This is a genomic window from Kitasatospora sp. NPDC005856, assembly GCF_040629945.1.
Taxonomy (GTDB): Bacteria; Actinomycetota; Actinomycetes; order Streptomycetales; family Streptomycetaceae; genus Kitasatospora.
In genome coordinates, this window is record NZ_JBEXWT010000124.1 from 1 (window position 1) to 22,412 (window position 22,412).

Below are 22,412 nucleotides of genomic sequence, written 5' to 3' on the forward strand. Positions count from 1 at the left end.
GTCAGAAGGGTGTCCAGGTTCGTCTTCACAAACCAACCAACGGGCACCCTTCGTCATGGTCGCGGCCAGGTCAGCGATCGGACTCATTCATCTAGACCGGCCCGACCGCCTCGGTCAGGACAGCCCGGCCGCATCGGCGAGGACGGCGGCGGTCCGTCGCCCTGCGGTCAGGGTGTCGGCGTCCGTGGCCGGGAGACAGCGGCGGGCCTCGGGGCGGTAGGCGGTCATCACCACACCGGCGTGGTCGGTGGGGAGTTCGAGCACTCGTACCGCCGACATCTGCTGTGTCAGGGCAGCGCTCAACCGTCGCGTGTGGCCGACGTCCACGATGTCGTCCGCCGTGCCGTGGACCAGCCGGAGCGGGACGGGGGACGGGCCGGCCGCCAGGTGGTCGAGCGGGGCCTCGCCGGTGGTGACGGCCTTGGTCGAGTAGTGGGAGGCGATGCCCACGGCGGCGACGGGGCGCAGCTCGGCGGGGGTGCCCGGGTGGGTGGCGACGGCGATCGCCTCGCGGCCGCCCATCGACCAGCCGGCCAGGACGAAGCGGGTCGGGTCCCCGCCGTGCTCGGTGGCGATCCGGCGGGCCCGGGCCAGCGAGGCGAGCAGTTCGGCTCGGCCGCCGTCCGGCTGCTCGGCGTTCCAGTCCGGGACGAGCACCAGCAGCCCCAGCCCGGCGGCCTCCTGGGCCAGCGGCCGCAGCACGTCGCGCTCGTTCGGGCCGCTGCCGTGCCAGAGCAGCACGACGGGAGCCGGCCCGGCGCCGCTGACGGCCGGAAGGTGGATGTCCGTCAGCCGTCCGGGGGCGTACGGAGCCGTCCGGAACGGGGCGCTCGTCATCCGGGATTTCCCTCCGATTCGGTGAATGATCACGGAGCTGCTACTGTACGTCTCGTTGCGAGGGAGTGATTCCTCCTCAGGCGTCAGTGGTGCTACCAGAGCACGTCCTACTTTCAGTAGGGAGAGTCCGTGCGATCCGGGCCTGGCGCTCCGAAGTCGGACTGGGTCCGGTGCCGTGAAATCGGTGCCGGGCCCAGTCCGCGTTTTCCGGGGAGCGGGCCGGGTGTTCAGAACTGCCGGGCGTTGAGGCCGACCGGTGTTCGGGACGGCCGGCGTTCAGGACGGCCGGACGTTCAGGACGGCTGACGGTCGGAGCCGAGTTCGCGGGAGATCCGCAGGCCGACCTGGGCGACGACCGGGCCCAGGGCGCGGACCCGGGCGGCGGTCATCCGTGAGGTGAGGCCGGAGACGGACAGGGCGGCGGTGACCTCGCCGGTGTGGTCGAAGATCGGGGCGGCGACGCAGCGGACCTCGGGCTCGTTCTCGCGGTCGTCGATCGAGTAGCCGCGGGCGCGGACGCGGGCGAGGTCGGCGCGGAGCCGGGGCTCGTCGGCGATGGTCCAGGCGGTGACCGGGCGCAGTCCGGCCGCGACCACCTCGGCGACGGCCTCCTCGGGCAGCCAGGCGAGGATCGCCTTTCCGGTGGCGGTGCAGTAGGCGGGGGCGCGGCTGCCGACCCGGGAGGCCATCCGGACGTTGGTCTCGTCCTCGACCTTGTCCAGGTAGACGATCCCGGGGGCCTGCCAGACGGTCAGGTGGACGGTCTCGCCGGCCTCGCGCTGGAGCCGGCGCAGGTGTTCGGCGGCGACGCTGCGCAGGTCGAGGGTGGTCAGATAGGCCTGACCGAGGCGCAGCGAGCCGTGTCCGAGCCGGAACCAGCCGGTCTCGCGGTCCCGGTCGAGGAGGTGCTCGTCCAGCAGGGGGCCGGCCAGTCGCAGCACGGTGCTCTTGTTGAGGCCGAGTCCGTCGGCGAGTTGGGCGAGCGGGACGCCGCGCCCGTCGCCGTGGTCGCGGACGTAGCCGAGGACGGCGAGCGCGCGGCGCAGCGAGGAGGACTGGTTGCGTTCGGTCGCGGGTTTCTTGGGCGCCGTCTCCGTCATGGGTCCGTTCCCTGGTGTTGTTCTGCCGGTGTTCCCCCGCTGGTCGGCGGCGGTTGTCAGAACGTACCCGTTCGCAGCCGGATCACCTCATCTTCGATACAACGTTGTGCACTGCAAAACTTTCACCAACTCCCTCTTGTTGGCGCCGATCGCCCCCGCCTAACGTCCCTGCCATCGAGCAGGCGACGTCGCCCCACCCGAGCGCTGCGTCCTGCCGTACCCCCACCACTTCACCCACCATCGGCCCCGGTCAGGGCCTGCTTCGACGTGCCCGTCCCCGGCGGCGGACGTCTCGGCGGCAGCTGTCGGGAGGGGAGGTCTCCACCATGCGACTCATCGGACGGACCGCCGCAGCCGTCGTGCTCGCCGCCGGCTGCCTGGCCGCCACCGCCTGTGCCCCCGGCACCGCCGCGCCGGCGGGCGACAAGGCCGCCGACGACCGGACCGGCACTCTGCAGGTCTGGCTGTACAACGAGGCGGGCAACGCGGCCAAGGAGGCCGTGGTCGCCAAGGCCGTGACCGAGTTCCAGGCATCCCACCAGGGCGTCACCGTCAACGTCAGCTACATCGACACCGACGCCTCGGCCCGCGCGGCCAAGATGAAGGGCGCCTTCAACGACCCGAACAGCGCCCCCGACCTGGTCGAGTTCGGCAACACCGACCTGCCCGGCTACGTCGCCGCCGGCGGCCTCGCCGACATCACCGCCGAGCTGGACAAGTGGCAGGACAAGGGAGACCTCGACCCGGCGATCGCGAGGACCGCCGTGGTGGACGGCAAGACCTACGGCCTGCCCTGGTGGGTCGGCGTGCGCGCGCTGTACTACCGCACCGACCTGTTCACCGAGGCCGGCCTCACCCCGCCGACCTCCTACGCCGAGCTGGTCGCCGCCAACCAGAAGATCCACGCCGCGCACCCGGACACCTTCGGCATCGCCGTCGGCGGCAAGTACACCTTCGCCGCACTGCCCTTCGTCTGGGACGCGGGGGGCGACATCGCGATCAAGGACGGCGCCGGCTTCAAGGCGGCGATCGACTCGCCCGCCTCGCAGGCCGGGATCAAGCGCTACACCGACCTGTTCGGCGCGGACGGCTGCCCCGCCCAGCAGTGCGCGGACCTGACCGGCGGCAAGACCGTCGACCTGTTCGCGGCCGGCAAGTCGGCGATGGCGGTGCTGCTCAACTCCAACCGCGGCAAGGTGGACGCGGGCGCGGTCAAGGGCAAGTACGGCGTGGTGCCGCTGCCCGGCGCGAAGGCCGGCTCGATCGCCCCGGCCTTCGCGGGCGGCAACAACCTGGGCGTGATGAAGGCGGCCAAGCACCGCACGCTGGCCGTCGAGTTCGCCGAACTGCTGGCGAGCCCCGCGTACCAGGAGCAGATGTACGACGCGATGGGCAACCTGCCGACGCTCAAGTCCGTCAGCGGCAAGGTCGCGGCGAAGGACGCGTTCCTGAAGCCCTTCACCGACACCATCGCGGCCGGCACGAAGTTCGTCCCGCTCGACCAGGGGTGGGCGCAGATCGACGCCCAGTCGGTGATCCCGACGATGCTCCAGCAGGTCGTCACCGGCAAGGCGGACGTGGCCAAGGCCTCGGCCGACGCCGCCGCGCAGATCTCCTCCGCCTTCGCCGCGCACTGACGGCCGACGGCCGACGGCCGGCGCCGCAGCGCTGACCACCGGTACCGCACTGACGGCTGTCGGCACCGCACCGTCGGCCCCTGGCACCGCACCGGCGGCCACCGGCCGCGTACGGACGGCCCCCCTCCCGGTTCGTCTCAGAGAGCAGGTCCCGCACGTGTCCGTATCCACCTCGACCGCCCCGGCGCCGCCTTCCCCGCAGAGGCGCCGTGGGGGTAGGGCGCCGGCCGCACCCCCGGGCGGCCGGCGCCGGCGGCCCCCGCTGCTGCTGCTCCTGCCGGCCGCGGTCATCCTGATCCCGCTGGTCGCCTACCCGATCTACCAGCTCGGCCTGCTGTCCGTCCTGGACTTCGGGCAGGCCCAGGCCTCCGGCGGCGTCCCGACCTCCTTCGTCGGTTTCGGCAACTACACGAAGATCCTGGAGGACGAGCAGTTCTGGACGGTGCTGTTCCAGACCATCGGCTTCGCCGCCTTCTGCGTGGTCGCCACCCTGGCCGTCGGCGCCACCCTCGCGGTGCTGCTCACCAAGGTCGGCCGGTGGCCGCGGCTGGTGCTGACCACCGCGGCGATGGCCGCCTGGGCGGCGCCGGCGATGACCGGTTCGACGGTGTGGAGCTTCCTGTTCGACACCAACCTCGGTCTGGTCAACCACACCCTGGAGGGGCTCGGGCTCTCCGGCTTCCACGAGTTCAACTGGTTCTACGACAAGTGGACGGCGTTCCTGATCGTCGGGGCCGTGGTGGTGTGGCACTCCTACCCGTTCGTGATGGTCACCCTCTACGCGGGCATCCGGGCGATCCCGGAGGAGATCATGGAGGCGGCCGCCCTGGACGGCGCCAACACCTGGACCACCTTCCGCCGGATCACCGCGCCGATGCTGCGGCCGATCCTGACCATCGTGGTCATCCAGTCGGTGATCTGGGACTTCAAGGTCTTCACCCAGATCTACGTCATGACCGAGGGCGGCGGCATCGCCGGCCAGAACCTGGTGCTCAACGTGTACGCGTACCAGAAGGCGTTCGCCTCCTCGCAGTACGGGCTGGGCGCGGCGATCGGCGTGATCATGCTGCTGATCCTGGTGATCCCGACGGTCCTGTACATCCGCACGCTGCGACGGACGGGGAACGAACTGTGAGCCCGGTGAACTCCTCTCCCGCCACCGCGAAATCGGCCCGGAACACTCGTGGCCGGTGGCGGCTGGCCGCCAACACCGGCGCGGTCGTGCTGGCCGTGGTCACCGCCTTCCCGATCTTCTGGATGGTGCTGTCGGCCTTCAAGCCCAAGGGCGAGATCCAGTCCCTCGACCCCAGGCCGTGGACCGCCCACCCCACGCTGGAGAGCTTCCGTCAGGTGCTCAGTGTGGACGGCTTCGGCCGCTACTTCGTGAACAGCCTGGTGGTCGCGCTGTCGGTGGTGGTGCTGTCGGCGATCGTGGTCTTCCTGGCGGCGGTGGCCGTGACCAGGTTCCGCTTCAGGTTCCGCACCACCATCATGGTGATGTTCCTGATCGCCCAGATGATCCCGGTCGAGGCGCTGACCATCCCGCTGTTCTTCATGTTCCGTGACGCCGGGCGGTTCGCCCCGGGCGTCGGGCTGAACACCCTGGCCTCGCTGGTCCTGGTGCAGCTGGCGTTCTCGTTGCCGTTCGGGATCTGGATGATGCGCGGCTTCGTCGCGGCCGTCCCGGTCTCGATCGAGGAGGCGGCGCAGATCGACGGGGCCGGCCGGACCCGCATCCTGTGGCGGATCCTGCTGCCGCTGGTGGCGCCGGGCCTCGCCGCGACCAGCGTGTTCTCCTTCATCGCGGCGTGGAACGACTTCGTCTTCGCCAAGACCTTCATCATCAGCGCCACCCAGAACCAGACGCTGCCCTCGGCGCTGCTGGTCTTCTTCAAGCCGGACGAGAACGACTGGGGCGGCATCATGGCGGCGTCCACGCTGATGACCGTGCCGGTGCTGATCTTCTTCATCGCGGTGCAGCGCAAGCTGGTCTCCGGGCTGGCCGGTGCGGTGAAGGACTGACGTCCAGGCGGCCGCGCACCCGGGAGCCCCGCTGTCGGTCGGGGCTCCCTCGGCCGTCCGGGGCTCCGTCGGCCGTCCGGGGCTCCCTCGGCCGTCCGGGGCTCCGTCGGCCGCCCGGGACTCCCTCGACCGTTCGGCCGGCCGGGCCGAGCGGTTTCAGGAGACGAAGCCGACGACGTCGGTGCCCTTCCGGCGCTGCGCCAGCCGGAGCCAGCCGAGGACCTCCGCGACGGCCTCGGCCACCTCGCGCTCTGGCGCCGGGGTAAGGCCCTCGCGCTCGGCCTGTTCGAACTGGTCCAGCGCCTTCCGGCAGGCCTCGGCCGGCCAGGCGCTGCACGACGGCACGTCGCAGTGGGGCAGTTCGGCGGGAAGGCCGCCGCCGTACTGGAAGTCCGCGAGCGAGACCGCGGTGATCCCGTACGCCTTCAGGCCGTCGTCGACGACCTCCAGCCAGTTGCCCCGGAACGGTCCGAAGGAGTCGACGTCCAGGGGCTGCCCGACGAGCCAGCACAGCCGCCGGTACGCGTAGCCGTACTGGAAGGCGTGGTCCTCGTTCCCGGAGAAGGGGCCGCCGTGCACCACGGCGCGCAGCGCCTCCAGGGCGGTCGGAGCGCCCTGGGCGATCTCGTCGGCGAAGTGCTCGTCGGACCTGTCCAGGGACGGGCCGAAGTACGCGAGGGCTTCGTCGAGTGCCCCGTCGTCGCCGCTGCCGACGCGGGCACGGAGCTCCGCGGGGTCGACCAGGTACGCGCGCAGGAAGGAACTCATGGCAGCACGGTAGCGGTCGCAACGGACAGCCGGTTCGGCGGGGCGGTCCTCCTCGGTCATCGGAGCGTGCGCCGAACGGTCTTGCCAGGAAGGCGGATTGACGAAGCGCACGGATGCGGGCCGGGCCCGGGGGGAGAGAGGGCGGAAGGGGCGCCGGCTCGCCGGGGGCGGGCTCAGGCCACCGCCGCGGAGTCCCGGGCCGGGACGGCGACCAGCACGAACTCCGCACCGGCGTCGTCCCGGACCAGCGCGGTGCGGCCGAACGGCGCCGGCGCCGGCCCGGTGACGACGGTGCCGCCGAGGGCGCGCAGCCGCTCGGCCGTGCGGTCGGTGTCCGCGGTCGCGAAGTGGACCAGCCAGCGGGCTTCCTCGCCCGGGCGGGCGGGGCCGATGCTGCACGCGGGCAGACCGGCCACCCGGGCGAGGGTGTGGCCCGCCCGGGGCCGGTCGTAGCCGTAGCCGAGGACCCGGAGGTAGAAGGCGCGGGCGGCGTCGGGGTCGGGGGAGAGGTGCTCGTTCCAGGCGAACGCGCCCGGCTCGTCGACCAGGCCGGCGCCGTCGATGGTGCCGGCCCGCCAGAGCCCGAAGCGGGCGCCGAGCGGGTCGACGGCGAGAGCGGCGCGGCCCTGCTCCGGCACCTCGTACGGCTCACGGGCGAGGCGGCCGCCGGCGGCCCGGACGGCGGCGAGGGTGCGCAGCGGATCGGGGCAGGCGAGGAAGGTGGTCCAGGTGGCGGGGGTCCGGGCGCCTGGGGTGCGGGTGCCGGCCGGGTCGTCCGTCCGGGCCCGTTCGACGGCCGCGACCTGGGCGCCGTACCGGGTGGCCACGGCCTCGTCGGGGCCGGTCGGGACGAACTCCCAGTCGAACAGCGCACCGTAGAAGGCCTGCGCCCGTGCGGTGTCCGGCGTGGTGAGCACGACCCAGCACGGGACCCCGGCGTGGTAGGTGCCCGGCTTCGGCATGCGGCCCTCCTGACGGGCCCGGTGTCCGGCGCCCGGTGTCCGGTGTCCGGCGCCCGGTGTCCGGCGCCCGGCGTTCGACGTCCGGCCTTCGACGTCCGGCGTCAGGGAACCGGGTGCCACCGGCCCCACTCGCCAGCCTCCGCGCCCGACGGGCGCGCGGCAAGCGGGGAATCGGTGGCGAGCGGGAGTCAGTGGCGAGCGGGGAGTCAGGACACTCCGTGCGGCCGGAACTGGATGCTGATCCGGGGGCCGACCGGGCGGGCCGTCTTGGGGACCGCGTGGTCCCAGGTGCGCTGGCAGGAGCCGCCCATCACGATCAGGTCCCCGTGCCCGAGCGGGTGGCGGACGACCGCCCCGCCGCCGGACCGGGGCCGCAGCGCCAGGGTGCGCGGCTCGCCGACGGAGAGGATCGCCACCATGGTGTCCTCGCGGGCGCCGCGCCCGATCCGGTCGCCGTGCCAGGCCACGCTGTCCCGGCCGTCCCGGTAGTAGCAGAGACCGAGGGTGCGGAACGGCTCCCCCAGCTCCCGGGCGTAGTGCCGGTTCAGCGCCGCCCGGGCCAGGCCGAGCACCGGGTGCGGCGGCTCGGCCTGTGCCGGGTAGGAAGCCAGCAGGCGCGGGACGTCGACCGTCCGCTCGTACATCTCGCGGCGCTCGGCCCGCCACGGCACCTCGGCGGCCAGTTGCTCGAACAGCTCGTCCGCGCCGTGCAGCCAGCCCGGGAGCAGGTCCAGCCAGGCGCCGTCACCGAGTGGCTGCCGCCGCAGGTCGTCGAGCGGGCCGAGGCGGATGCCGCTGCGGTCCGCGTCGTCGAACAGCGAGGGCTGGAGGTGGACGGTGCCGTGCATGGGGTCAGCGTACGCCTTCATTCGAACATCTGCTCGAATGGCGGAAGGGTCCAGGGCCCCGGATTCCGGGTTCCGGGGTTCCGGGGTTCCGGGCTTCTGGGCTCCTAGGCTTCGGACATGGCGATCAACGGCTTCGGGGTCACCGAGTTCCAGCTGGTGCTGCTGCGTCGGATGGCCGATTTCCAGCCCGGGCTGGTCGAGGAGGCGGTGCGGCGGCTCGGCGCCACCCGCGCGTCGATGCGGGAGGCCAACAAGCGCTGGCAGGCGATGGTCCGCGCACCCCGCTTCCCGCGCGGCGCCGCCCGGTACGCGGCCGTGCTCGGGCCGGCCGGGGCGAGCGTGCCGCGCCGGATCGGGGACCTCGACTGTGTCGCGCGACAGTGGGCGCTGCCGCTCTGGCCCGAGCTGCGGTTCGAGATCCTGCTCGGGCCGGCGGAGATCGGTGGGCCGCTGCTGAACGAGTGGCTGGTGCGGGCGGCCGGCTCCCCGGTGCCCGTGCTGCGCACACTGGCCGACCTCCTGCCGTGGAGCTGTGTGGTGGGTGACGTCGGGGCCGCGTTCCCGTCGGCCGTGCCGCGTGAGGGGAGTGCGCCGACCAGGTTCCGGCTGGACTTCGAGGCGCCGGACGCCGGTGGGCGGCTGCGCCGGTGCGAGGCGGACTTCACCTGGGGGTTGCTCCAGGAGGTCCGCCCGATGGGGGCCCAGAGCATGGGTATGCCGGACGATGCAAGGTGATATTCAGTGAATGCCTTGGATTTGCAGGCTAAAAGTAGGTGTGGCAATCTAATCGCAGACATTGAAGAGTTTTGACATCGGAAAGTGAAGGATCATGTCGGACGGCGCCCGCGTCATCGTCGGAGTCAGCGGTTCCCTGCACAGCCTGACCGCCCTGCATCGGGCGGCCGAGGAGGCCCGGGTCCGGCAGGCCGACCTGGTCCCGGTGCTCGCCTGGACTCCGGTCGGTGGCGAGCGCAACTACCGCGCCCGGCCGTGCCCGCCGCTGCTGCGCGCCTGGCAGGAGCTCGCCGAGGTGCGGATGCGGAGTGCGCTGGAGCAGGCCTTCGGCGGTCTGCCGATCGGCGTGCCGGTGCGGCCGCTGGTCGTGCGCGGCGAGGTCGCGACGGTGCTGACCGCCCTCGCCGACCGCCCGGGGGACCTGCTGGTGGTCAGCACCGGCGAGCAGGACGGTCTGCGGGCGAGGCTGCGCGGGCTGACGCGCCGCCCGGTCGCCCGCCGCTGCGTGAACCGGGCCCGCTGCGGGGTGCTCGCCGTCCCGCCGTCCACGCTGCACGAGGACCTGCGCGCGCTGCACCGCGGCATCGACCTGCGGGAGCTCGCGGCGGCCTGACGGTTCGTCAACTACGGTGCGCGGTAAGGCCACCCACCAGCGTGCGAGTGGGGCGCAGCTCGCGCAGCGCGTCCACCGGGCAGGCCTGCGGGTCCAGTGGATCGACCGGCCACACCGTGAGGTCGGCGAACGCCCCCGGCCGCAGGCTGCCGCGCACCGCGCTCTCCCCGGTCAGCCGGGCCGCGTTCATGGTGTGCAGTGCGACCGCCTCGGACCGGCCGATCGCGTGCTCCGGGCCGACCACCCCGGCCGTAGTGCCCCGGGTGGTCATGCCCCACACCGACATCATCGCGCCGTACGGGCCGACCGGGAAGTCCGAGCCGCCGGTGATCAGCGCGCCCTCGTCCAGCCACTCGCGCAGCGGGAAGACCGCGGCGGTGCGCTCCTCGCCCCAGGCCCGTTGCTGGGTGAGCGCGCCGTCGTGCAGCAGCGGGTGCTGGACGGTCACCGGGATGCCGAGGGCGATCGCCCGGGCCCGCTGCTCGGGGCGGGCCAGACCGCCGTGCTCGACCACCAGCGTGCCGGCCGGCAAGCCGGGGTGGCGCTTGACCACCTGCTCGAAGACGTCCAGCAGGACGCGCAGCCCGCGGTCGCCCCAGGCGTGCACGCCGACCCGCCGGCCCCGTCCGATCACCCGTTCCACCGCCGCGAGCAGCTCGGCCGGCTCCCAGAGCAGCCGGCCGTGGTAGCACGGTCGGTCCCGGTACGGCTCGTCCACCGCGGCCGCCTCGAAGCCGCCGTCGATCCCGAACTTGACGCCCCAGAGCCGCAGTCGGTCGTCGTCCCGGCCGGCGGCCTGCCAGTCGTCCATCCGGTCCAGCAGCGCGTCCACCTGGGCCGGCGTACGTGTGGCGAAGCCGGAGACCAGGGCGCGGACCCGGACGGCCAGGGCGCCCTCGGCCCGGGCGGCGTCCAGCACGTCGAGGTCCTCGACCGGGACCAGGCAGTCGCGGACGGTGCCGATCCCGGTGGCGGCGAAGTCGGCGGAGGCGGCGCGCAGGCCCTCGATCCGCTCCGCGAGGCTCGGGCGCGGCAGCACCGGCTCGACCAGCTCGATTGCCCGGTTGATCAGCCGGCCGGTGAGCCGTCCGTGCTCGTCGCGCTCGATCACGCCGCCCGGCGGTGCCTCGGTGGCGTCGGTGATCCCGGCCAGCCGCAGCGCGGCCGAGTTGAGCACCATGTTGTACGCGCCGCGGCGCACCAGCACCGGGTGTTCGGTGGTGGCGGTGTCCAACTCCCCGGTGGTGGGCATCCGTTGCTCGGCCAGCAGGATCTCCTGCCAGTTGACCGTGGTGTGGATCCACTCCCCGGCGGGGGTACGGGCGGCGCGCTCGCGGATCAGGTCGAGGAATTCGGTGAGGTCGCGGGCCCGGTGGACGGGCACGCCGTGGACGCTGTGTCCGGCCAGGATCAGGTGGGTGTGGGTGTCGTCGAAGGCGGGCAGCACGGTCGAGCCCGGGGCGTCCACCACGTCGGTGGCCGGGCCGATCAGGGAGTCCAGCCCGTCGGGGGCGGGGGAGAGCGCGGTGATCCGGCCGCCGGTGACGGCGATCGCCCGGTGCGGTGGCTCGCCGGGCACCAGAGTGTGCACGGCGGCGGCGCGGATCAGCAGGTCGGCGGGAGTGGGGCCGGTCGGCAGGTCGGCCGGGGTGGGGCCGGTCGGCTGATCGGCGGGGGTGGGGTCGGTCATTGCGTCTCCTGGGGACGGGACAGCCCGGTGACCTTCTCGACATACCGAAGGCTGGGCTCGGCGAGCAGTCCGTGCAACTCGGTGAACACCGCGCGCGCCGGTACCGCGTTCCATTCGGCGGGCAGCAACTGTGCCGGCAGTCCCGGGTCCAGGTACGGCAGCCGGCGCCACTGGGTGAGCATCGGCACGTAGTCGCGGAACGCCTCGGCCGAGTCGACCGGGGACCGTCCGCGCAGCTGCTCGGCGGCCGGGCACCAGGCGTCGGCAAAGGCCGCGTACTGCGCCTCGATCGCCGGGAGGTCCCACCAACTCGCCACCGCGGTACGGAGATCGGCGAAGCCGGCGTACTCGGCGGAGAGGAACAGGTGGACGTAGGCGCTCAGCCCGAGCCGGTCCAGCAGCCGCCGGGCGTCCGGCAGCAGCCGGGCCGGTGCCAGCCAGACCCCGGGGGCGGCGTTGCCGAAGCCGAGCCAGCTGAGCCGGGAGCGCAGCTGGTGGCGGTGGGCGCGGGCGGACTCCGGCACCGAGAAGACCGCCACCACCCAGCCGTCGGCGAGTTCGGCCGGCGCCAGGCTGTGGAAGATCCGCCGGTCGCCCTCCTCGAAGACCCGCTCCATCGCGAGGGCGAGCCGGTATCCCGTGCCCGCGCGCCGCTCCTGGAGCAGGGTGCCGGCCTTCTTCAGGCGGGACGTCGCCGAGCGGACGGCCGGGCCGTCGACGTCCAGCTCGGCCAGCAGCGCGATCAGGTCGGCGATGGATATCCAGCCGCCGAGGCGGCGGACGAACTCGCCGTAGACGGTGTGGATCAGGGAGCTCGGGCGGGCTGTGCCCTCGGACATGCGCGGGCCCTCCTCCCCGGTGGTGGTGGCGATCATAACGAGAGCGTCGGTCCGGGGGCGTGGATTCCTGCGTTTCCAGGGACGCGGATCGCTGTGCTTCCAAGGCGCTGGGAAGGCTACGCGTAGGCGCCGGAGAGCAGGTGCCCGCCGCCGGGCGCGAAGGCGGGCAGGCCGAGGGCCCGCAGGAGCTGGTGGGTGGTGCAGATGGCCGCCGAGACCACCGGCTTGCCCAACTGCTGCTCGGCCTCCTCGACCGCGGACAGCGAGGGCAGCTGCACGCAGGCCGAGAGCACCACCGCGTCCGCCTCGGCGTGGGCGAGACCGCGGGCGATCGCGGGCAGCCGGGCCGGGTCGTGGGCGGCGACGTCGAGGTTGTCGGCGATCTCCAGGGCGGCGTGGTCGAGCACCTCGACGCCCTCCGCGGCGAGGTACTCGACCACCGTCCGGGCCAGCGGCCGCAGGTACGGGGTGACCATGGCGACCTTCGTCGCCCCGAGTTCGTGCAGCCCGGCCACGAGCGCGCCGGCGCTGGTGACCACGGGCGCGGGGGCGCCGTTCCGGACGGTCCGCAGGTGCAGTCGCCGCTCGGCCTGGCGGTGGTAGCCGGGGCCGGTGGCCATCACGGCGACCAGACAGGCGTAGCCGATCACGTCCACCCGGGCGTCCGAGAGCTCGGCGGCGCAGCGGTCGGACTCGGCGTCCATGGCGCGCAGCTGCTCGGGGGTGACCCTGGTCATCCGCATCCGGCTGGAGTGGAAGGTGAACCGCTCGGGGGCGACCTCCTCGCGGGCCCGCAGCAGGGCGGGGACCTCGGTCTCCATGGTGACGTTGGAGCTCGGGACGATCTGGCCGATCCGGTGGGTGGTCATCGGGTGGACGGTCCTTTCCGGTCCGGGGCGGGTCGGCGGGCGTCGATCACCGGGCGTCCGTCACCGGGCGTCGACCACGGGGTTGGCGAGCGTGCCGATCCGCTCGATGGTGGCCTCGACCAGGTCGCCGGGCTGGAGGAACTGTGGGGGAACCATCCCGGCGCCGACGCCCGAGGGGGAGCCGGTGGAGATCACGTCGCCCGGTTCCAGGGTGACGCCCGAGGAGATGTCGGCGATCAGCCGGGCGACGCCGAACAGCATGTGGCGGGTGTTGGAGTCCTGCCGCAGCTCGCCGTTGACCTTCAGCGAGAGGTCGAGCCGCTGCGGGTCGGGGATCTCGTCGGCGGTCACCACGACCGGTCCGAACGGCGCGTAGCTGTCCTGGCCCTTGGAGAAGAACCACTGGCCGGAGCGGCGCTGGTCGCGGGCGCTGATGTCGTTGACGATGCTGTAGCCGAACACGTGCCGCAGCGCGTCCGCCTCGGCCACCCGGAAGGCCGGTGTGCCGATCACCACGGCGAGTTCGCACTCCCAGTCGAGCTGCTTGGTGAGGTCGGCGTTGTGCAGGATGGGGCCGCCCGGGCCGGTGACGGCGGTCGACGGTTTGCCGAACAGCACCGGGCGGTCGGGCAGTTCGCGGTCGGTGTCCAGGGTGCGGTGCGATTCGGCCACGTGCTCCACGTAGTTGAGGCCGACGCCGACGATCTTGCCGGGGCGCAGCGGCGCGCAGAGCGAGACCTCGGCGAGCGGCCTGGTGGCCGGGGCCCCGGCGAGCAGTTCGCGGGCCGTGGTCAGGGCCGGCTCCCCGGCGCGGATCAAACCGAGGAGGTCGAGGGGGAGTCGGGCCCCGGCGGCGGTGGCGAGGGCGGTCAGGTCGGCGACCCGGTCGCCGTCGACCAGGACGCCGAGGCGCGTGGCTCCGGCGTCGCCGGCGTCGCCGGCGTGGTGGGTGTCGCCGGTGCCACCGGGGTCGTGGGCGGCGTCGTGGGCGGCGTCGCGGGTGGCGTCGTCGACGCGGAAGGTCAGCAGGTGCATGGCGGTGGGCTCCTGGTCAGGCGCTGGTGGTGGGCTGCCGCCCGTCCGGGTGGGCCTCCTCGCGGTGGAGGCCGAGCGAGTGCATCACCGGGAAGTCGTTGAAGGAGAACAGGCAGGCGTCCTCGCCCTGGTCGAGGTTCACGTGTTCGTGCCAGGCCCAGGACGGGACGACGAAGATGTCGCCCTGCTGCCACTCGAAGCGCCGTCCGGCGATCACCGACGCGCCGCGCCCCTTGGCCGCGGTGTACACCACGGAGCCGGTGTGCCGGTGGGCGAGGGTGGCCTGGCCCGGACGCAGCAGCTGGAGGTGGGCGGACATGGTCGGCATCACCGGGCCGCCGGTGGCCGGGTTGGTGTACTCCATGATCACGCCGTCGTAGGGCGATCCCCCGGTGGCGCGGGCGAGCCGGCACAGGGCGTGGTAGCTGGGCTCCCAGGGCCAGCCGAGCAGCGGCGAGTAGGGCCGGGTCCACTTCTCGACGCCGTACGGCAGCAGGTTGCCGCCGTAGCTGAGCAGCGAGGAGTTGATGACCGGTCCCGGCCGCTGGTACAGCTCCGGGTGGACCTCGTAGAAGTTGGCGTCGAGGGTGTTGACCAGCGGGATGTCCAGGCCGTCCTGCCAGATCACCGGGGCGTCGTCGGCTTCGTTGCCGTGCTCGTGCCAGGTGTTGTTCGGGGTGATCGCGAAGTCGCGCGGGCCGACCTTGAGCCGCTGTCCGTCCACGATGGTCCAGGCGCCGGTGCCCTCGTGGACGAAGCGCAGCGCGGAGGCCTGGTGGCGGTGCGCCGTCATCGCCTCGCCGGGGCCCATGATCTGCAGGCCGGTGTACAACAGGCCGACGGCGGCGCTCAGTTCGCGGCGGCCTGGGTTGACCAGCATCACCACCCGGCGTCCGGCGTCGTCGGCCTTCACCAGTGGCAGTGCCTTGCGCACCAGCGGGCGGAGGTCGGCGTAGCGCCAGAGCACCGGGACGGACTTCGGTTGGGGGTACCAGGGCTCGATCTCGTTCGCGACCGTCCACAGGGCGCCGGCCTCATGCGCGGCCAACTCCTTGTAGTAGGAGATCAGTTCGGGGCTCTCGGTGACCCTGGCCCGGCCGATCCGGTCGTCGTCGTAGTCCTGGTGGCCGTCGCCGTGGTGGTGGTCGTCGTCGTGCTCGGGGAGGCGCTCGGGGGCGCGTTCGGGACTGGTCATGCCTCCTCCTCGGGGAACGTCAGCGCCCGCAGCGGGCGGTTGTCCACGTGCAGCCGGAAGACGTCGAAGCGGTTGTAGTGCCCGACGACGTCGTGCATCTGCTTGGGCTGGATGCAGCGGCCGAGGTCGATCTCGGCGTAGACGATGCCCTCCTCGTCCACCAGCGGTTCGGTGACGGGGCGGCCGTCCGGGCCGAAGATCCCGGACAGGGCGCTGTGCGGGCGGGCGAGTTGCTTGCGGATCCGCGGGTCGTCGCCGGCGATCAGGTCCACCATCCCTGGCGAGACGGTGGAGCAGGAGACGACCGAGAACACCTTGCCCTCGAAGCAGTGCGCGGCGGCGCGCAGCGCGATCGAGTCCGCCATGTCGTAGTCCTCCGGGCCCACCGGCAGCGCGATGTAGCAGGCGGCGTGGACCAGTTCGCCCTGGGCCAGCAGGGTGAAGCGGGCCAGCGGGTTGGTGTTCTCGCCGCAGGCCAGTGCGCCGAGCGGGCCGACGGCGGTGGAGTGCACCGTGAGGGTGCTGCCGTCGCCCTGCCCCCAGGTCAGCTTCTCGGCCCAGGTCGGCATCAACTTGCGGTGCACGTTGACGAGTTCGCCGTCCGCGTCGATGACCAGCAGGGTGTTGTACAGCGGTCCGAGGCCGGGCCCGCCGCGTTCGTTGACCCCGATCACCAGCACCACGCCCGCCTGCCGGGCGGCGGCCCGCAGGGTGTCGACGTACGGGCCGGGGACGTCGACGGCGGCCCGGAACAGGCGCTCGTACCAGGGTGAGCCCTGCACCGGGTTCATCGTCCAGTTCCAGTACGGGTAACCGGGCACGAAGACCTCGGGCAAGACCACCAGTTCGGCGCCGTGCCCGGCCGCCTCGTGGATCAGCGCGACGGCCTTGTCGACGGTGGCGGCCGGGTCCAGGTAGACCGGGGCGGCCTGGACGGCGGCGGCGGTGAAGCGGGGCAGGTGCGGCATGGTTCCTCGTCACTCCTCGGCGGTGTCGCAGGGACGGGTCGGTGACCAGCGGCGGTGCACGGGCGCGGGCGGCTCGCGCAGCAGGTGCAGGCGCGGGGCCACCCGGTCGGCGTTCGGGCCCGGCGGCCTGCGGCTGCCCGCCGTCCAGGGGCCGGGCCAGTGGGCGCCCGGCCCGGTGTAGCCCCGCTCGGCGGCGGCGTGCAGCGTCCAGAGCGGGTCGTACAGCTGGGCACGGCCGATCGCGACCAGGTCGGCCCGCCCGGCGAGCAGCACGGAGTCGGCGTCGTCGAACCCGGAGATGGCGCCGACCGCGATGGTCGGCAGGCCGGTGGCGGTGCGGACCAGCTCGGCGAAGGGCGTCTGGTAGCCGCGCCCGTACGGCGGCCGCTGGTGCGCCACCACCTCGCCGGTGGAGACGTCCAGCGCGTCCGCCCCGGCGCCGGCGAGCGCGCGGCAGATCGCCACCGCCTCCTCCTCGGTGGTGCCGCCGGGAGCCCAGTCGCTCGCCGAGATCCGCACCAGCAGCGGCCGGCCTGCCGGCCACACGGCCCGCACCGCCGTCAGCACCTCCAGCGGCAGCCGCAGCCGGTGGGCCAGTGGGCCGCCGTAGCGGTCGGTGCGGCGGTTGGTGAGCGGGGAGAGGAAGGAGGAGAGCAGGTGGCCGTGGCCGAACTGGAGCTCCAGGGCGTCGAAGCCGGCCCGGGCGGCCCGCTCGGCGGCGGCCGCGAAGTCCGCGGTGACGGCGGCCAGTTGGATGTCGTTCGCCTCGTGCGGCACCGGGCTGTCGGCGTCCCAGGGGAGGGGCGAGGGGGCGATCAGCGGCCAGCCCTCGGCGAGCGGGTGTCCGGTGCCGTCCGGCCCGGGGGCGGCCCTCGCGCCCCGGCGGCCGGCGTGGGTCAGCTGGATGCCGAGCGGGGCGTCGCTCACCGCCCTGACGGCGTCGACGAGCCGGCGCCAGGCGGCTTCCTGGTGGTCGCTCCACAGGCCCGGGCAGCGGTCGGTGGCCCGGCCCTCGGGGCCGACCGCGGTCATCCCGGCGATGACCAGCCCCGCACCGCCGAGCGCGTGTCCGGTCAGCTGGGCCCGGTCGAAGCCGCTGGGCAGCGCGTCGGGGGAGGTGAAGGTGGCGAGCGGGGGCACCACGACGCGGTTGCGCAGTTCCAGCGCGCCCAGCTTCAGCGGCCGGAACATCGGCGGCACCCCTGGCGAGCCGCCGAAGGCGGTGTCCACGGCGTCCACGAAGGCGGGGTCGCGGGCCCGCAGGTTGCCGTAGGTGACTCGCCGGCTGCGGGTGAGCAGGTTGAAGGCGAACCGGTCGGGGTCCTGCCCGGTGCGCCGCCCGATGGTCTCGAACCACTCCAGACTGGCCTGCGCGGCACGCTGGGTGGACTCCACCACCGGGCGCCGCTCGGCCTCGTAGCAGGCCAACGCCTGCTCCAGATCGGGCTGTTCGCTCAGTGCGGCGGCCAGCGCGAGGGCGTCCTCCAGGGCGAGCTTGGTGCCCGAGCCGATCGAGAAGTGCGCGGAGTGCGCGGCGTCGCCGAGCAGGACGACGTTGCGGTGGCGCCAGCTCGCGTTGCGCACCGTGGTGAAGCGGATCCAGCGGGAGGCGTTGGGGATCAGTCGGTGGCCGTCCAGGTGCCCGGCGAGCAGTTCCGCGCAGCGCCGCACGCTCGCCAGGTCGCTCTCGCCGCGCGCCGGCTCCCGTGCGGCGAGGGCCTCGAAGCCCGCGCGGCGCCAGGCGTCCGCGGCCGCCTCGACGATGAAGGTCGAGCGGGTGGCGCTGTACGGGTAGGCGTGCACCTGGAGGATGCCGAAGTCGAACCGCTCGACGATGAAGGTGAAGGCCTCGAAGACCTTGTCCGCGGCGAGCCACATGTAGCGGCAGTGGCGTTCGTCCGGGTCGGGGCGGAAGCTCTCCGGGTGGGCGGCCCGGGTGCCGGAGCGGATGCCGTCGGCGGCCACCACCAGGTCGCACTCGGTGGCCAGTCGGTCCACGGGCGGGGCGGGGGTCCGGTAGCGCACGTCCACCGCCAGCTCGGCGCAGCGCCGTTGCAGGATGGCGCGCAGCCGGTTGCGGTCCAGGGCGGCGAAGCCGTGGCCGCCGCAGGTGCGCACCTCGCCCGCGTAGCGGATGTCGATGTCGCTCCAGCGGGTGAACTCGGCGCTGATCGCGGCGAAGACGCGGGGGTCGGCCCGGGCGATGCCGTCCAGGGTCTCGTCGGAGAAGACCACGCCGAAGCCGGACTCGTCGTCCCGGGCGTTCCGTTCGAAGACGGTGATCTCCCGGTCGGGTGCCAGCTGCTTGGCCAGGGCGGCGAAGTAGAGCCCGCCGGGGCCGCCGCCGATCACGGCGATCCGTGCGCGGTCCAGGGCCGTGGTCACGCGACCACCTCCGGCCGCTGCGGCCCGGCCTCCGCCAGTGTGCGGCGGACCTGCGCGGGCCACGGCACGGCGCCCCCGTCGTGGGGCGCGGCGTGCACCACCGACATCCGTCCGTTCGCGGCCAGCCCGTGCGGGCCGTGCACCTCGAAGGCGTAGTGCAGCGAGGAGCCGCCGACCCGGACCACCCGCAGCTCGGTGCGGACCACGTCGCCGAACCAGAGCCGCTCGCGGTAGTCGGCCTCGAAGTGCACCCGGGGGATCCGCCCGAACAGCTCGGTCAGTCCGAGCCGGCGCAGCAGGGCCGCCTCCGCCGCCTCGGCCCAGCGCAGCACGGCGGAGAAGTGGTAGTGCCCGGAGGCGTCGGTGTCGGCCCACTCCACCCGGCGCTCGACGGTGACGCTGGCCGGGGTCGCCGCGGCCCGGCGGCGCAGCTCGGCGCGGTGCAGCTTGCCGGTCGCGGTGCGCGGCAGCTCGGGCAGGAACTCGACCGCCCGCGGGTACTTGTACGGTGCGATGGTGCGCTTGACGTGCTCCTGGAGCCCGCGCGCCGTCTCCGGCCCGGCCGGTACGCCCGGGCGCAGCACCACGTACGCCTTGACCACCGTGCCGCGCCGCTCGTCCGGCGCGGCGACCACCGCGCAGTCGCCGACGTCGGCATGGGCGGCGAGCGCCTGCTCGACCTCCGGCCCGGCGATGTTGTAGCCGGCGGACACGATCATGTCGTCGTTGCGGGCCCTGAACCAGAAGTAGCCGTCGCCGTCCCGGACGTAGGTGTCGCCGGTGAGGTTCCAGCCGCCGCGGACGTAGTCCAGCTGGCGCTCGTCGTCCAGGTAGCGGCAGCCGGTCGGGCCCTTGACGGCGAGCATCCCGGGTTCGCCGTCCGGCACCGGGCGGCCCTGTCCGTCCAGGACGGCGGCCCGGAAGCCGGGGACGGGCCGGCCGGTGGAGCCGGGGCGGATGTCCGGGCCGGCGGCCGAGACGAACACGTGCAGCAGTTCGGTGGCGCCGATGCCGTCGATCAGCCGCTGTCCGGTGGCATCGTGGAAGGCCTGCCAGACGGTGGCGGGCAGCGGCTCGCCCGCGGAGACGCAGTGCCGCACCCCGGCCAGCCGGTCGGCCAGCCCGGCGGCCAGGATGGCCCGGTAGGCGGTCGGCGCGGTGAACAGCACGCTCACCCGGTGCTTGCGCACCTGCTCGGCGAGCTGCTCCGGGGTGGCCTGTTCCAGCAGCAGGCCGGCGGCGCCCGCCCGCAGCGGGAAGATCAGCAGGCCGCCGAGGCCGAAGGTGAAGCCGAGCGGCGGGGTTCCGGCGAAGAGGTCCTCGGGGGTGGGGCGGAGCAGGTGGCGGGAGAAGGTGTCGGCGATGGCGAGCACGTCGCGGTGGAAGTGCAGGGTGGCCTTGGGGCGGCCGGTGGTGCCGGAGGTGAAGGCGATCAGTGCGACGTCGTCGGCGGCGGTCGGGACGGCGGGGAAGCCGGTGGGTTTGGCGGCGCAGCGGGAGACGAGGTCCTCGGGGCCGGGGCCGCCGTAGCCGAGGACGCGCAGTCCGGGGGTCCGGGCCCGGTGCAGCTCGTCCATGAAGCGGTGGTCACAGAGGGCGATGGCGGGCCGGGCGATGTCGTGCAGTTCGGTGAGTTCGGCGGCACGCAGCAGCGGCATGGTGGTGACGGCCACTCCGCCGGCCTTCAGGATGCCGAGCCAACAGGCGGCCAGCCAGGGGGTGTTGGGGCCGCGCAGCAGGACCCGGTTGCCGGTGACGAGGCCGAGGTCCTCGGTCAGCAGGCGGGCGATGCGGTCGGCGTGGTCGCGCAGGTCGCCGTAGGACCAGCGCTCGGTGGGGGTGAGCAGGCAGGGGCGGTCCGGACCGAGGCGCTCGATGGTGTCGTCGAGCAGGGCGGCGGCGCAGTTCAGGCGGTCGGGGTAGGTCAACTCCGGGAGATCGAACAGGAGTTCCGGCCACTGCTCGAAGGGTGGGAGGTGGTCTCGGCAGAACGTGTCCACGTGCGCGGAAGGTGAGAGCTCCATGGGCGGGCACCTCGTTGTGCGAGCGGGGAGTGAGGCCAGTATGGCGCGTCGGTGACGCCAGTCAATAGAGCGATACATGCATTCGGGCGACGGCCCGACTGCCCGTACGGGCACGGCCGTCCTGCCCTGCCTCGGCAGACCCCGCCCGTCGCGACGTCGACCTGCCCTGCCTCAGCAGGCCCTGACCGTCGGCACGTCGACCTGGCCTGCCCGACGGGCCCTGGTCGTCAGTCCGTCGTGCCCCGGGCGGAGGCGTCGGGGGTGCGGCCGTCCTGGGCCTGCCGGGCGCGGTCGGCGAGCAGCCGGGCGAAGACGGTCAGCCCGGGTGCGGTGAGGGCGGCGCCCGGCCCTTCGTCGCGCACCCGCAGCAGCACGCCGCCGACCCGGACCAGCGCCACCGCCGAGGAGGAACCGTCGGTCCGGGTGGCGCTCTGGTCGCCGATCCGCGGGATCGCCATCGCCGTCGACTCCTCGCCCGCGGTGCGTTCGAGCGTGCTGTCGAAGGCCTCGGCGGCGGCCTCGGGTGAGGCGAAGGCGACCACGTCGAACTCCACGGTCTGCACCGATGCCGCACCGAACGTCACGGTCGCGTAGGCGAGTTGCTGATCACAGGAGTCCGGCGGCAGGCACGGCAGCGGGCCGGTCGTGCCCGTCCCCGACCGCGGCGCCCGCTGCACCTGCCACCCGCGCGGCATCGCCCCCTCGCCGGGCAGCACACCCCGCACCAGCGCCGGGTCACTCAGTGGCTGCGCGGCGTGCGCCAGACCGGGCCCGCCGGGCTTCAGCAGCGGGCGCGAGCCCAGGTGGACGCCGAGCGCGACCAGCACGGCGATCAGCACCAGGACGAGGGCCGCCACGATCCCGGTGTTGGTCCTCCGGGCGGCGAGCGCCGCCTGTGCCCGGGCGGCCTCGGGGCCGGTCCGCAGCTGCACGGTGGTCGGGCCCTTCGGCGGCGGTGCGGACGGCGGGCCCACCCTCAGCTGCACGGTGCCGGGCTCGCTCCGCAGCTGGACGGTCGGCGGATCCGTGGGTTTCCCGAGCCCGGTGGTGGCCAGGTACTGCGCGAACGCCCGGTCCGAGGCCAGCAGGTGCGCGACGGCGGCGGTCAGCAGTTCCCGCTTCTGCGCGTCCTCCGGGCTCGCCTGCGCCGCCGCGAGCGCTCGGGCGCCCTCCGGCACCATCCGCAGCCGAGCCCGCACGACGTCGGCCACCGCCCGGTGCGGCCCGTCGCCCAGCAGTGCGGCCGCCACCGCATCCGGTGCCGGTTCCCGGCCGTCCCCCATGGCAACTCCCCTTGCCGCACGAGTGGTCGCCCCCAACGATCCCGCACCGCCGACCACTTCGTACCCACGCCGAACGGAACGGAGACGCAACCGCAACGCCACCCGGACGAACCGGGTCCGGCGGGGCGGCTGGTGGGTCCGGCGGTGCGGCCGGTGGTGCGGCTGGTGGTGCGGCCGGTGGTGCGGGTCGGGTCCGCGCCTCGGCGCGAGGGCCCCGTCGTCCGGGGTCCGGCGACGACCGTCCAAGGGGTCGTGGCCTCGGCGGGCGGCGGCACCGGGGCCCGGGCGAGCCGGTACCCGGTGTCCGCGCCCAAACCGCGGAGCCCGGTGGCCCGGACCGGTCCGAGCCGGTCCGAGCCGCACCGGGCGTCGCTCGCCCGCGGCCCCAGGCCGGCCGGGGGCAGCCGCGGCCCGGTTCGTCCCGGTGGCGGGGATCAGTGCAGGTCGAAGACCAGGCGGGCGGAGACCTTTCCGCTCAGGACCTCGTCGAAGCAGGCGTTCACGTCCTCGAGTCGGCGGGTTTCGCGGATCACCCGGGTGCGGCCGAGGGCGTGCAGCCGGAAGACCTCGGCGAGGTCCTCGCGGGTGCCGACGATCGAGCC

The 22,412-nt window shown here is 73.7% G+C and carries 19 protein-coding genes and 2 pseudogenes; 5 read left to right on the top strand and 16 right to left on the bottom strand.

Annotation, left to right across the window (positions count from 1 at the left end):
- Positions 1 to 114 precede the first annotated feature (114 nt).
- Positions 115 to 837 carry an alpha/beta hydrolase gene (locus ABZ449_RS38390; protein ID WP_360355713.1) on the bottom strand — a complete coding sequence of 241 codons (723 nt, stop codon included), beginning with the start codon at positions 835 to 837 and terminating at the stop codon, positions 115 to 117.
- A 293-nt stretch (positions 838 to 1,130) separates the two neighbouring features.
- Positions 1,131 to 1,937, bottom strand: coding sequence for an IclR family transcriptional regulator (locus ABZ449_RS38395; RefSeq protein ID WP_360355716.1), 807 nt, complete (start codon positions 1,935 to 1,937; stop codon positions 1,131 to 1,133).
- A 326-nt stretch (positions 1,938 to 2,263) separates the two neighbouring features.
- Between ABZ449_RS38395 and ABZ449_RS38400 the strand changes: the two genes are divergently transcribed.
- The 3 genes from ABZ449_RS38400 (at position 2,264) to ABZ449_RS38410 (ending at position 5,596) form a co-directional block, all read left to right on the top strand.
- Positions 2,264 to 3,574 (top strand): extracellular solute-binding protein, encoded by a 1,311-nt coding sequence (locus ABZ449_RS38400; protein WP_360355719.1) that lies wholly within the window; start codon positions 2,264 to 2,266, stop codon positions 3,572 to 3,574.
- Positions 3,575 to 3,731: 157 nt separating this feature from the next.
- A complete protein-coding gene (locus ABZ449_RS38405) occupies positions 3,732 to 4,709 on the top strand; it encodes a sugar ABC transporter permease (RefSeq protein ID WP_360355721.1) in 978 nt (325 codons plus the stop codon).
- 5 nt (positions 4,710 to 4,714) lie between these two features.
- On the top strand, positions 4,715 to 5,596 hold the full coding sequence (locus tag ABZ449_RS38410; protein WP_360355723.1) for a carbohydrate ABC transporter permease: 882 nt from the start codon (positions 4,715 to 4,717) through the stop codon (positions 5,594 to 5,596).
- A 156-nt stretch (positions 5,597 to 5,752) separates the two neighbouring features.
- Here ABZ449_RS38410 and ABZ449_RS38415 read toward each other — a convergent pair whose 3' ends face one another.
- From ABZ449_RS38415 to ABZ449_RS38425, 3 genes are all read right to left on the bottom strand, one after another.
- The gene (locus ABZ449_RS38415; RefSeq protein WP_360355725.1) at positions 5,753 to 6,364 is read right to left on the bottom strand and encodes a hypothetical protein; all 612 of its coding nucleotides are present in this window, start codon (positions 6,362 to 6,364) and stop codon (positions 5,753 to 5,755) included.
- Positions 6,365 to 6,537: 173 nt separating this feature from the next.
- Complete coding sequence (locus ABZ449_RS38420) at positions 6,538 to 7,326, bottom strand: VOC family protein (protein ID WP_360355728.1); 789 nt, start codon at positions 7,324 to 7,326, stop codon at positions 6,538 to 6,540.
- A gap of 206 nt (positions 7,327 to 7,532) precedes the next feature.
- Positions 7,533 to 8,174, bottom strand: a complete 642-nt coding sequence (locus ABZ449_RS38425; RefSeq protein WP_360355730.1) for an alpha-ketoglutarate-dependent dioxygenase AlkB — start codon at positions 8,172 to 8,174, stop codon at positions 7,533 to 7,535.
- A 117-nt stretch (positions 8,175 to 8,291) separates the two neighbouring features.
- On the opposite strand from ABZ449_RS38425, the gene ABZ449_RS38430 reads away from it, so the two are divergent.
- A complete protein-coding gene (locus ABZ449_RS38430; protein ID WP_360355732.1) occupies positions 8,292 to 8,909 on the top strand; it encodes a hypothetical protein in 618 nt (205 codons plus the stop codon).
- A 94-nt stretch (positions 8,910 to 9,003) separates the two neighbouring features.
- Positions 9,004 to 9,522 (top strand): universal stress protein, encoded by a 519-nt coding sequence (locus tag ABZ449_RS38435; RefSeq protein WP_360355735.1) that lies wholly within the window; start codon positions 9,004 to 9,006, stop codon positions 9,520 to 9,522.
- Between the two features lie 7 nt (positions 9,523 to 9,529).
- Here the strand turns inward: ABZ449_RS38435 and ABZ449_RS38440 are convergent, their stop codons facing one another.
- From ABZ449_RS38440 to ABZ449_RS38490, 11 genes and pseudogenes are all read right to left on the bottom strand, one after another.
- Positions 9,530 to 11,212 (bottom strand): amidohydrolase, encoded by a 1,683-nt coding sequence (locus ABZ449_RS38440; protein WP_360355738.1) that lies wholly within the window; start codon positions 11,210 to 11,212, stop codon positions 9,530 to 9,532.
- Positions 11,209 to 12,087, bottom strand: coding sequence for a PaaX family transcriptional regulator C-terminal domain-containing protein (locus ABZ449_RS38445; RefSeq protein WP_360355740.1), 879 nt, complete (start codon positions 12,085 to 12,087; stop codon positions 11,209 to 11,211). Before ABZ449_RS38445 ends, ABZ449_RS38440 begins: the two co-directional genes overlap by 4 nt.
- Before the next feature lie 80 nt (positions 12,088 to 12,167).
- Positions 12,168 to 12,920, bottom strand: coding sequence for an Asp/Glu racemase (locus ABZ449_RS38450; protein ID WP_360355743.1), 753 nt, complete (start codon positions 12,918 to 12,920; stop codon positions 12,168 to 12,170).
- 60 nt (positions 12,921 to 12,980) lie between these two features.
- The gene (locus tag ABZ449_RS38455) at positions 12,981 to 13,955 is read right to left on the bottom strand and encodes a fumarylacetoacetate hydrolase family protein (RefSeq protein ID WP_360355745.1); all 975 of its coding nucleotides are present in this window, start codon (positions 13,953 to 13,955) and stop codon (positions 12,981 to 12,983) included.
- Between the two features lie 16 nt (positions 13,956 to 13,971).
- Complete coding sequence (locus ABZ449_RS38460) at positions 13,972 to 15,150, bottom strand: cupin domain-containing protein (protein ID WP_360355748.1); 1,179 nt, start codon at positions 15,148 to 15,150, stop codon at positions 13,972 to 13,974.
- Entirely contained in the window at positions 15,147 to 16,118 is a 972-nt protein-coding gene (locus ABZ449_RS38465; protein WP_360355750.1) for a carbon-nitrogen hydrolase family protein, read from the bottom strand. The genes ABZ449_RS38460 and ABZ449_RS38465 overlap by 4 nt, the downstream gene beginning before the upstream one ends.
- A 9-nt stretch (positions 16,119 to 16,127) precedes the next feature.
- Positions 16,128 to 18,503, bottom strand: coding sequence for an FAD-dependent monooxygenase (locus ABZ449_RS38470; protein WP_360355752.1), 2,376 nt, complete (start codon positions 18,501 to 18,503; stop codon positions 16,128 to 16,130).
- Positions 18,500 to 18,883: a thioesterase family protein gene (locus tag ABZ449_RS38475; RefSeq protein WP_360355757.1), complete on the bottom strand. Its 384-nt coding sequence runs from the start codon at positions 18,881 to 18,883 to the stop codon at positions 18,500 to 18,502. Before ABZ449_RS38475 ends, ABZ449_RS38470 begins: the two co-directional genes overlap by 4 nt.
- Positions 18,884 to 18,928: 45 nt before the next feature.
- Positions 18,929 to 20,527: pseudogene (locus ABZ449_RS38480) on the bottom strand (AMP-binding protein); the annotation flags it as partial.
- A gap of 227 nt (positions 20,528 to 20,754) precedes the next feature.
- Positions 20,755 to 21,810 carry a hypothetical protein gene (locus ABZ449_RS38485; RefSeq protein WP_360355755.1) on the bottom strand — a complete coding sequence of 352 codons (1,056 nt, stop codon included), beginning with the start codon at positions 21,808 to 21,810 and terminating at the stop codon, positions 20,755 to 20,757.
- Between the two features lie 434 nt (positions 21,811 to 22,244).
- Positions 22,245 to 22,412 (bottom strand): annotated as a pseudogene (locus ABZ449_RS38490) (zinc-dependent alcohol dehydrogenase); the annotation flags it as partial.

Bases quoted from the DNA above. Each gene is read 5' to 3' on its own strand.
- ABZ449_RS38390 (WP_360355713.1), bottom strand. From the start codon at position 837: ATGACGAGCGCCCCGTTCCGGACGGCTCCGTACGCCCCCGGACGGCTG.
- ABZ449_RS38395 (WP_360355716.1), bottom strand. From the start codon at position 1,937: ATGACGGAGACGGCGCCCAAGAAACCCGCGACCGAACGCAACCAGTCC.
- ABZ449_RS38400 (WP_360355719.1), top strand. From the start codon at position 2,264: ATGCGACTCATCGGACGGACCGCCGCAGCCGTCGTGCTCGCCGCCGGC.
- ABZ449_RS38415 (WP_360355725.1), bottom strand. From the start codon at position 6,364: ATGAGTTCCTTCCTGCGCGCGTACCTGGTCGACCCCGCGGAGCTCCGT.
- ABZ449_RS38420 (WP_360355728.1), bottom strand. From the start codon at position 7,326: ATGCCGAAGCCGGGCACCTACCACGCCGGGGTCCCGTGCTGGGTCGTG.
- ABZ449_RS38425 (WP_360355730.1), bottom strand. From the start codon at position 8,174: ATGCACGGCACCGTCCACCTCCAGCCCTCGCTGTTCGACGACGCGGAC.
- ABZ449_RS38430 (WP_360355732.1), top strand. From the start codon at position 8,292: ATGGCGATCAACGGCTTCGGGGTCACCGAGTTCCAGCTGGTGCTGCTG.
- ABZ449_RS38435 (WP_360355735.1), top strand. From the start codon at position 9,004: ATGTCGGACGGCGCCCGCGTCATCGTCGGAGTCAGCGGTTCCCTGCAC.
- ABZ449_RS38440 (WP_360355738.1), bottom strand. From the start codon at position 11,212: ATGACCGACCCCACCCCCGCCGATCAGCCGACCGGCCCCACCCCGGCC.
- ABZ449_RS38445 (WP_360355740.1), bottom strand. From the start codon at position 12,087: ATGATCGCCACCACCACCGGGGAGGAGGGCCCGCGCATGTCCGAGGGC.
- ABZ449_RS38450 (WP_360355743.1), bottom strand. From the start codon at position 12,920: ATGACCACCCACCGGATCGGCCAGATCGTCCCGAGCTCCAACGTCACC.
- ABZ449_RS38455 (WP_360355745.1), bottom strand. From the start codon at position 13,955: ATGCACCTGCTGACCTTCCGCGTCGACGACGCCACCCGCGACGCCGCC.
- ABZ449_RS38460 (WP_360355748.1), bottom strand. From the start codon at position 15,150: ATGACCAGTCCCGAACGCGCCCCCGAGCGCCTCCCCGAGCACGACGAC.
- ABZ449_RS38465 (WP_360355750.1), bottom strand. From the start codon at position 16,118: ATGCCGCACCTGCCCCGCTTCACCGCCGCCGCCGTCCAGGCCGCCCCG.
- ABZ449_RS38485 (WP_360355755.1), bottom strand. From the start codon at position 21,810: ATGGGGGACGGCCGGGAACCGGCACCGGATGCGGTGGCGGCCGCACTG.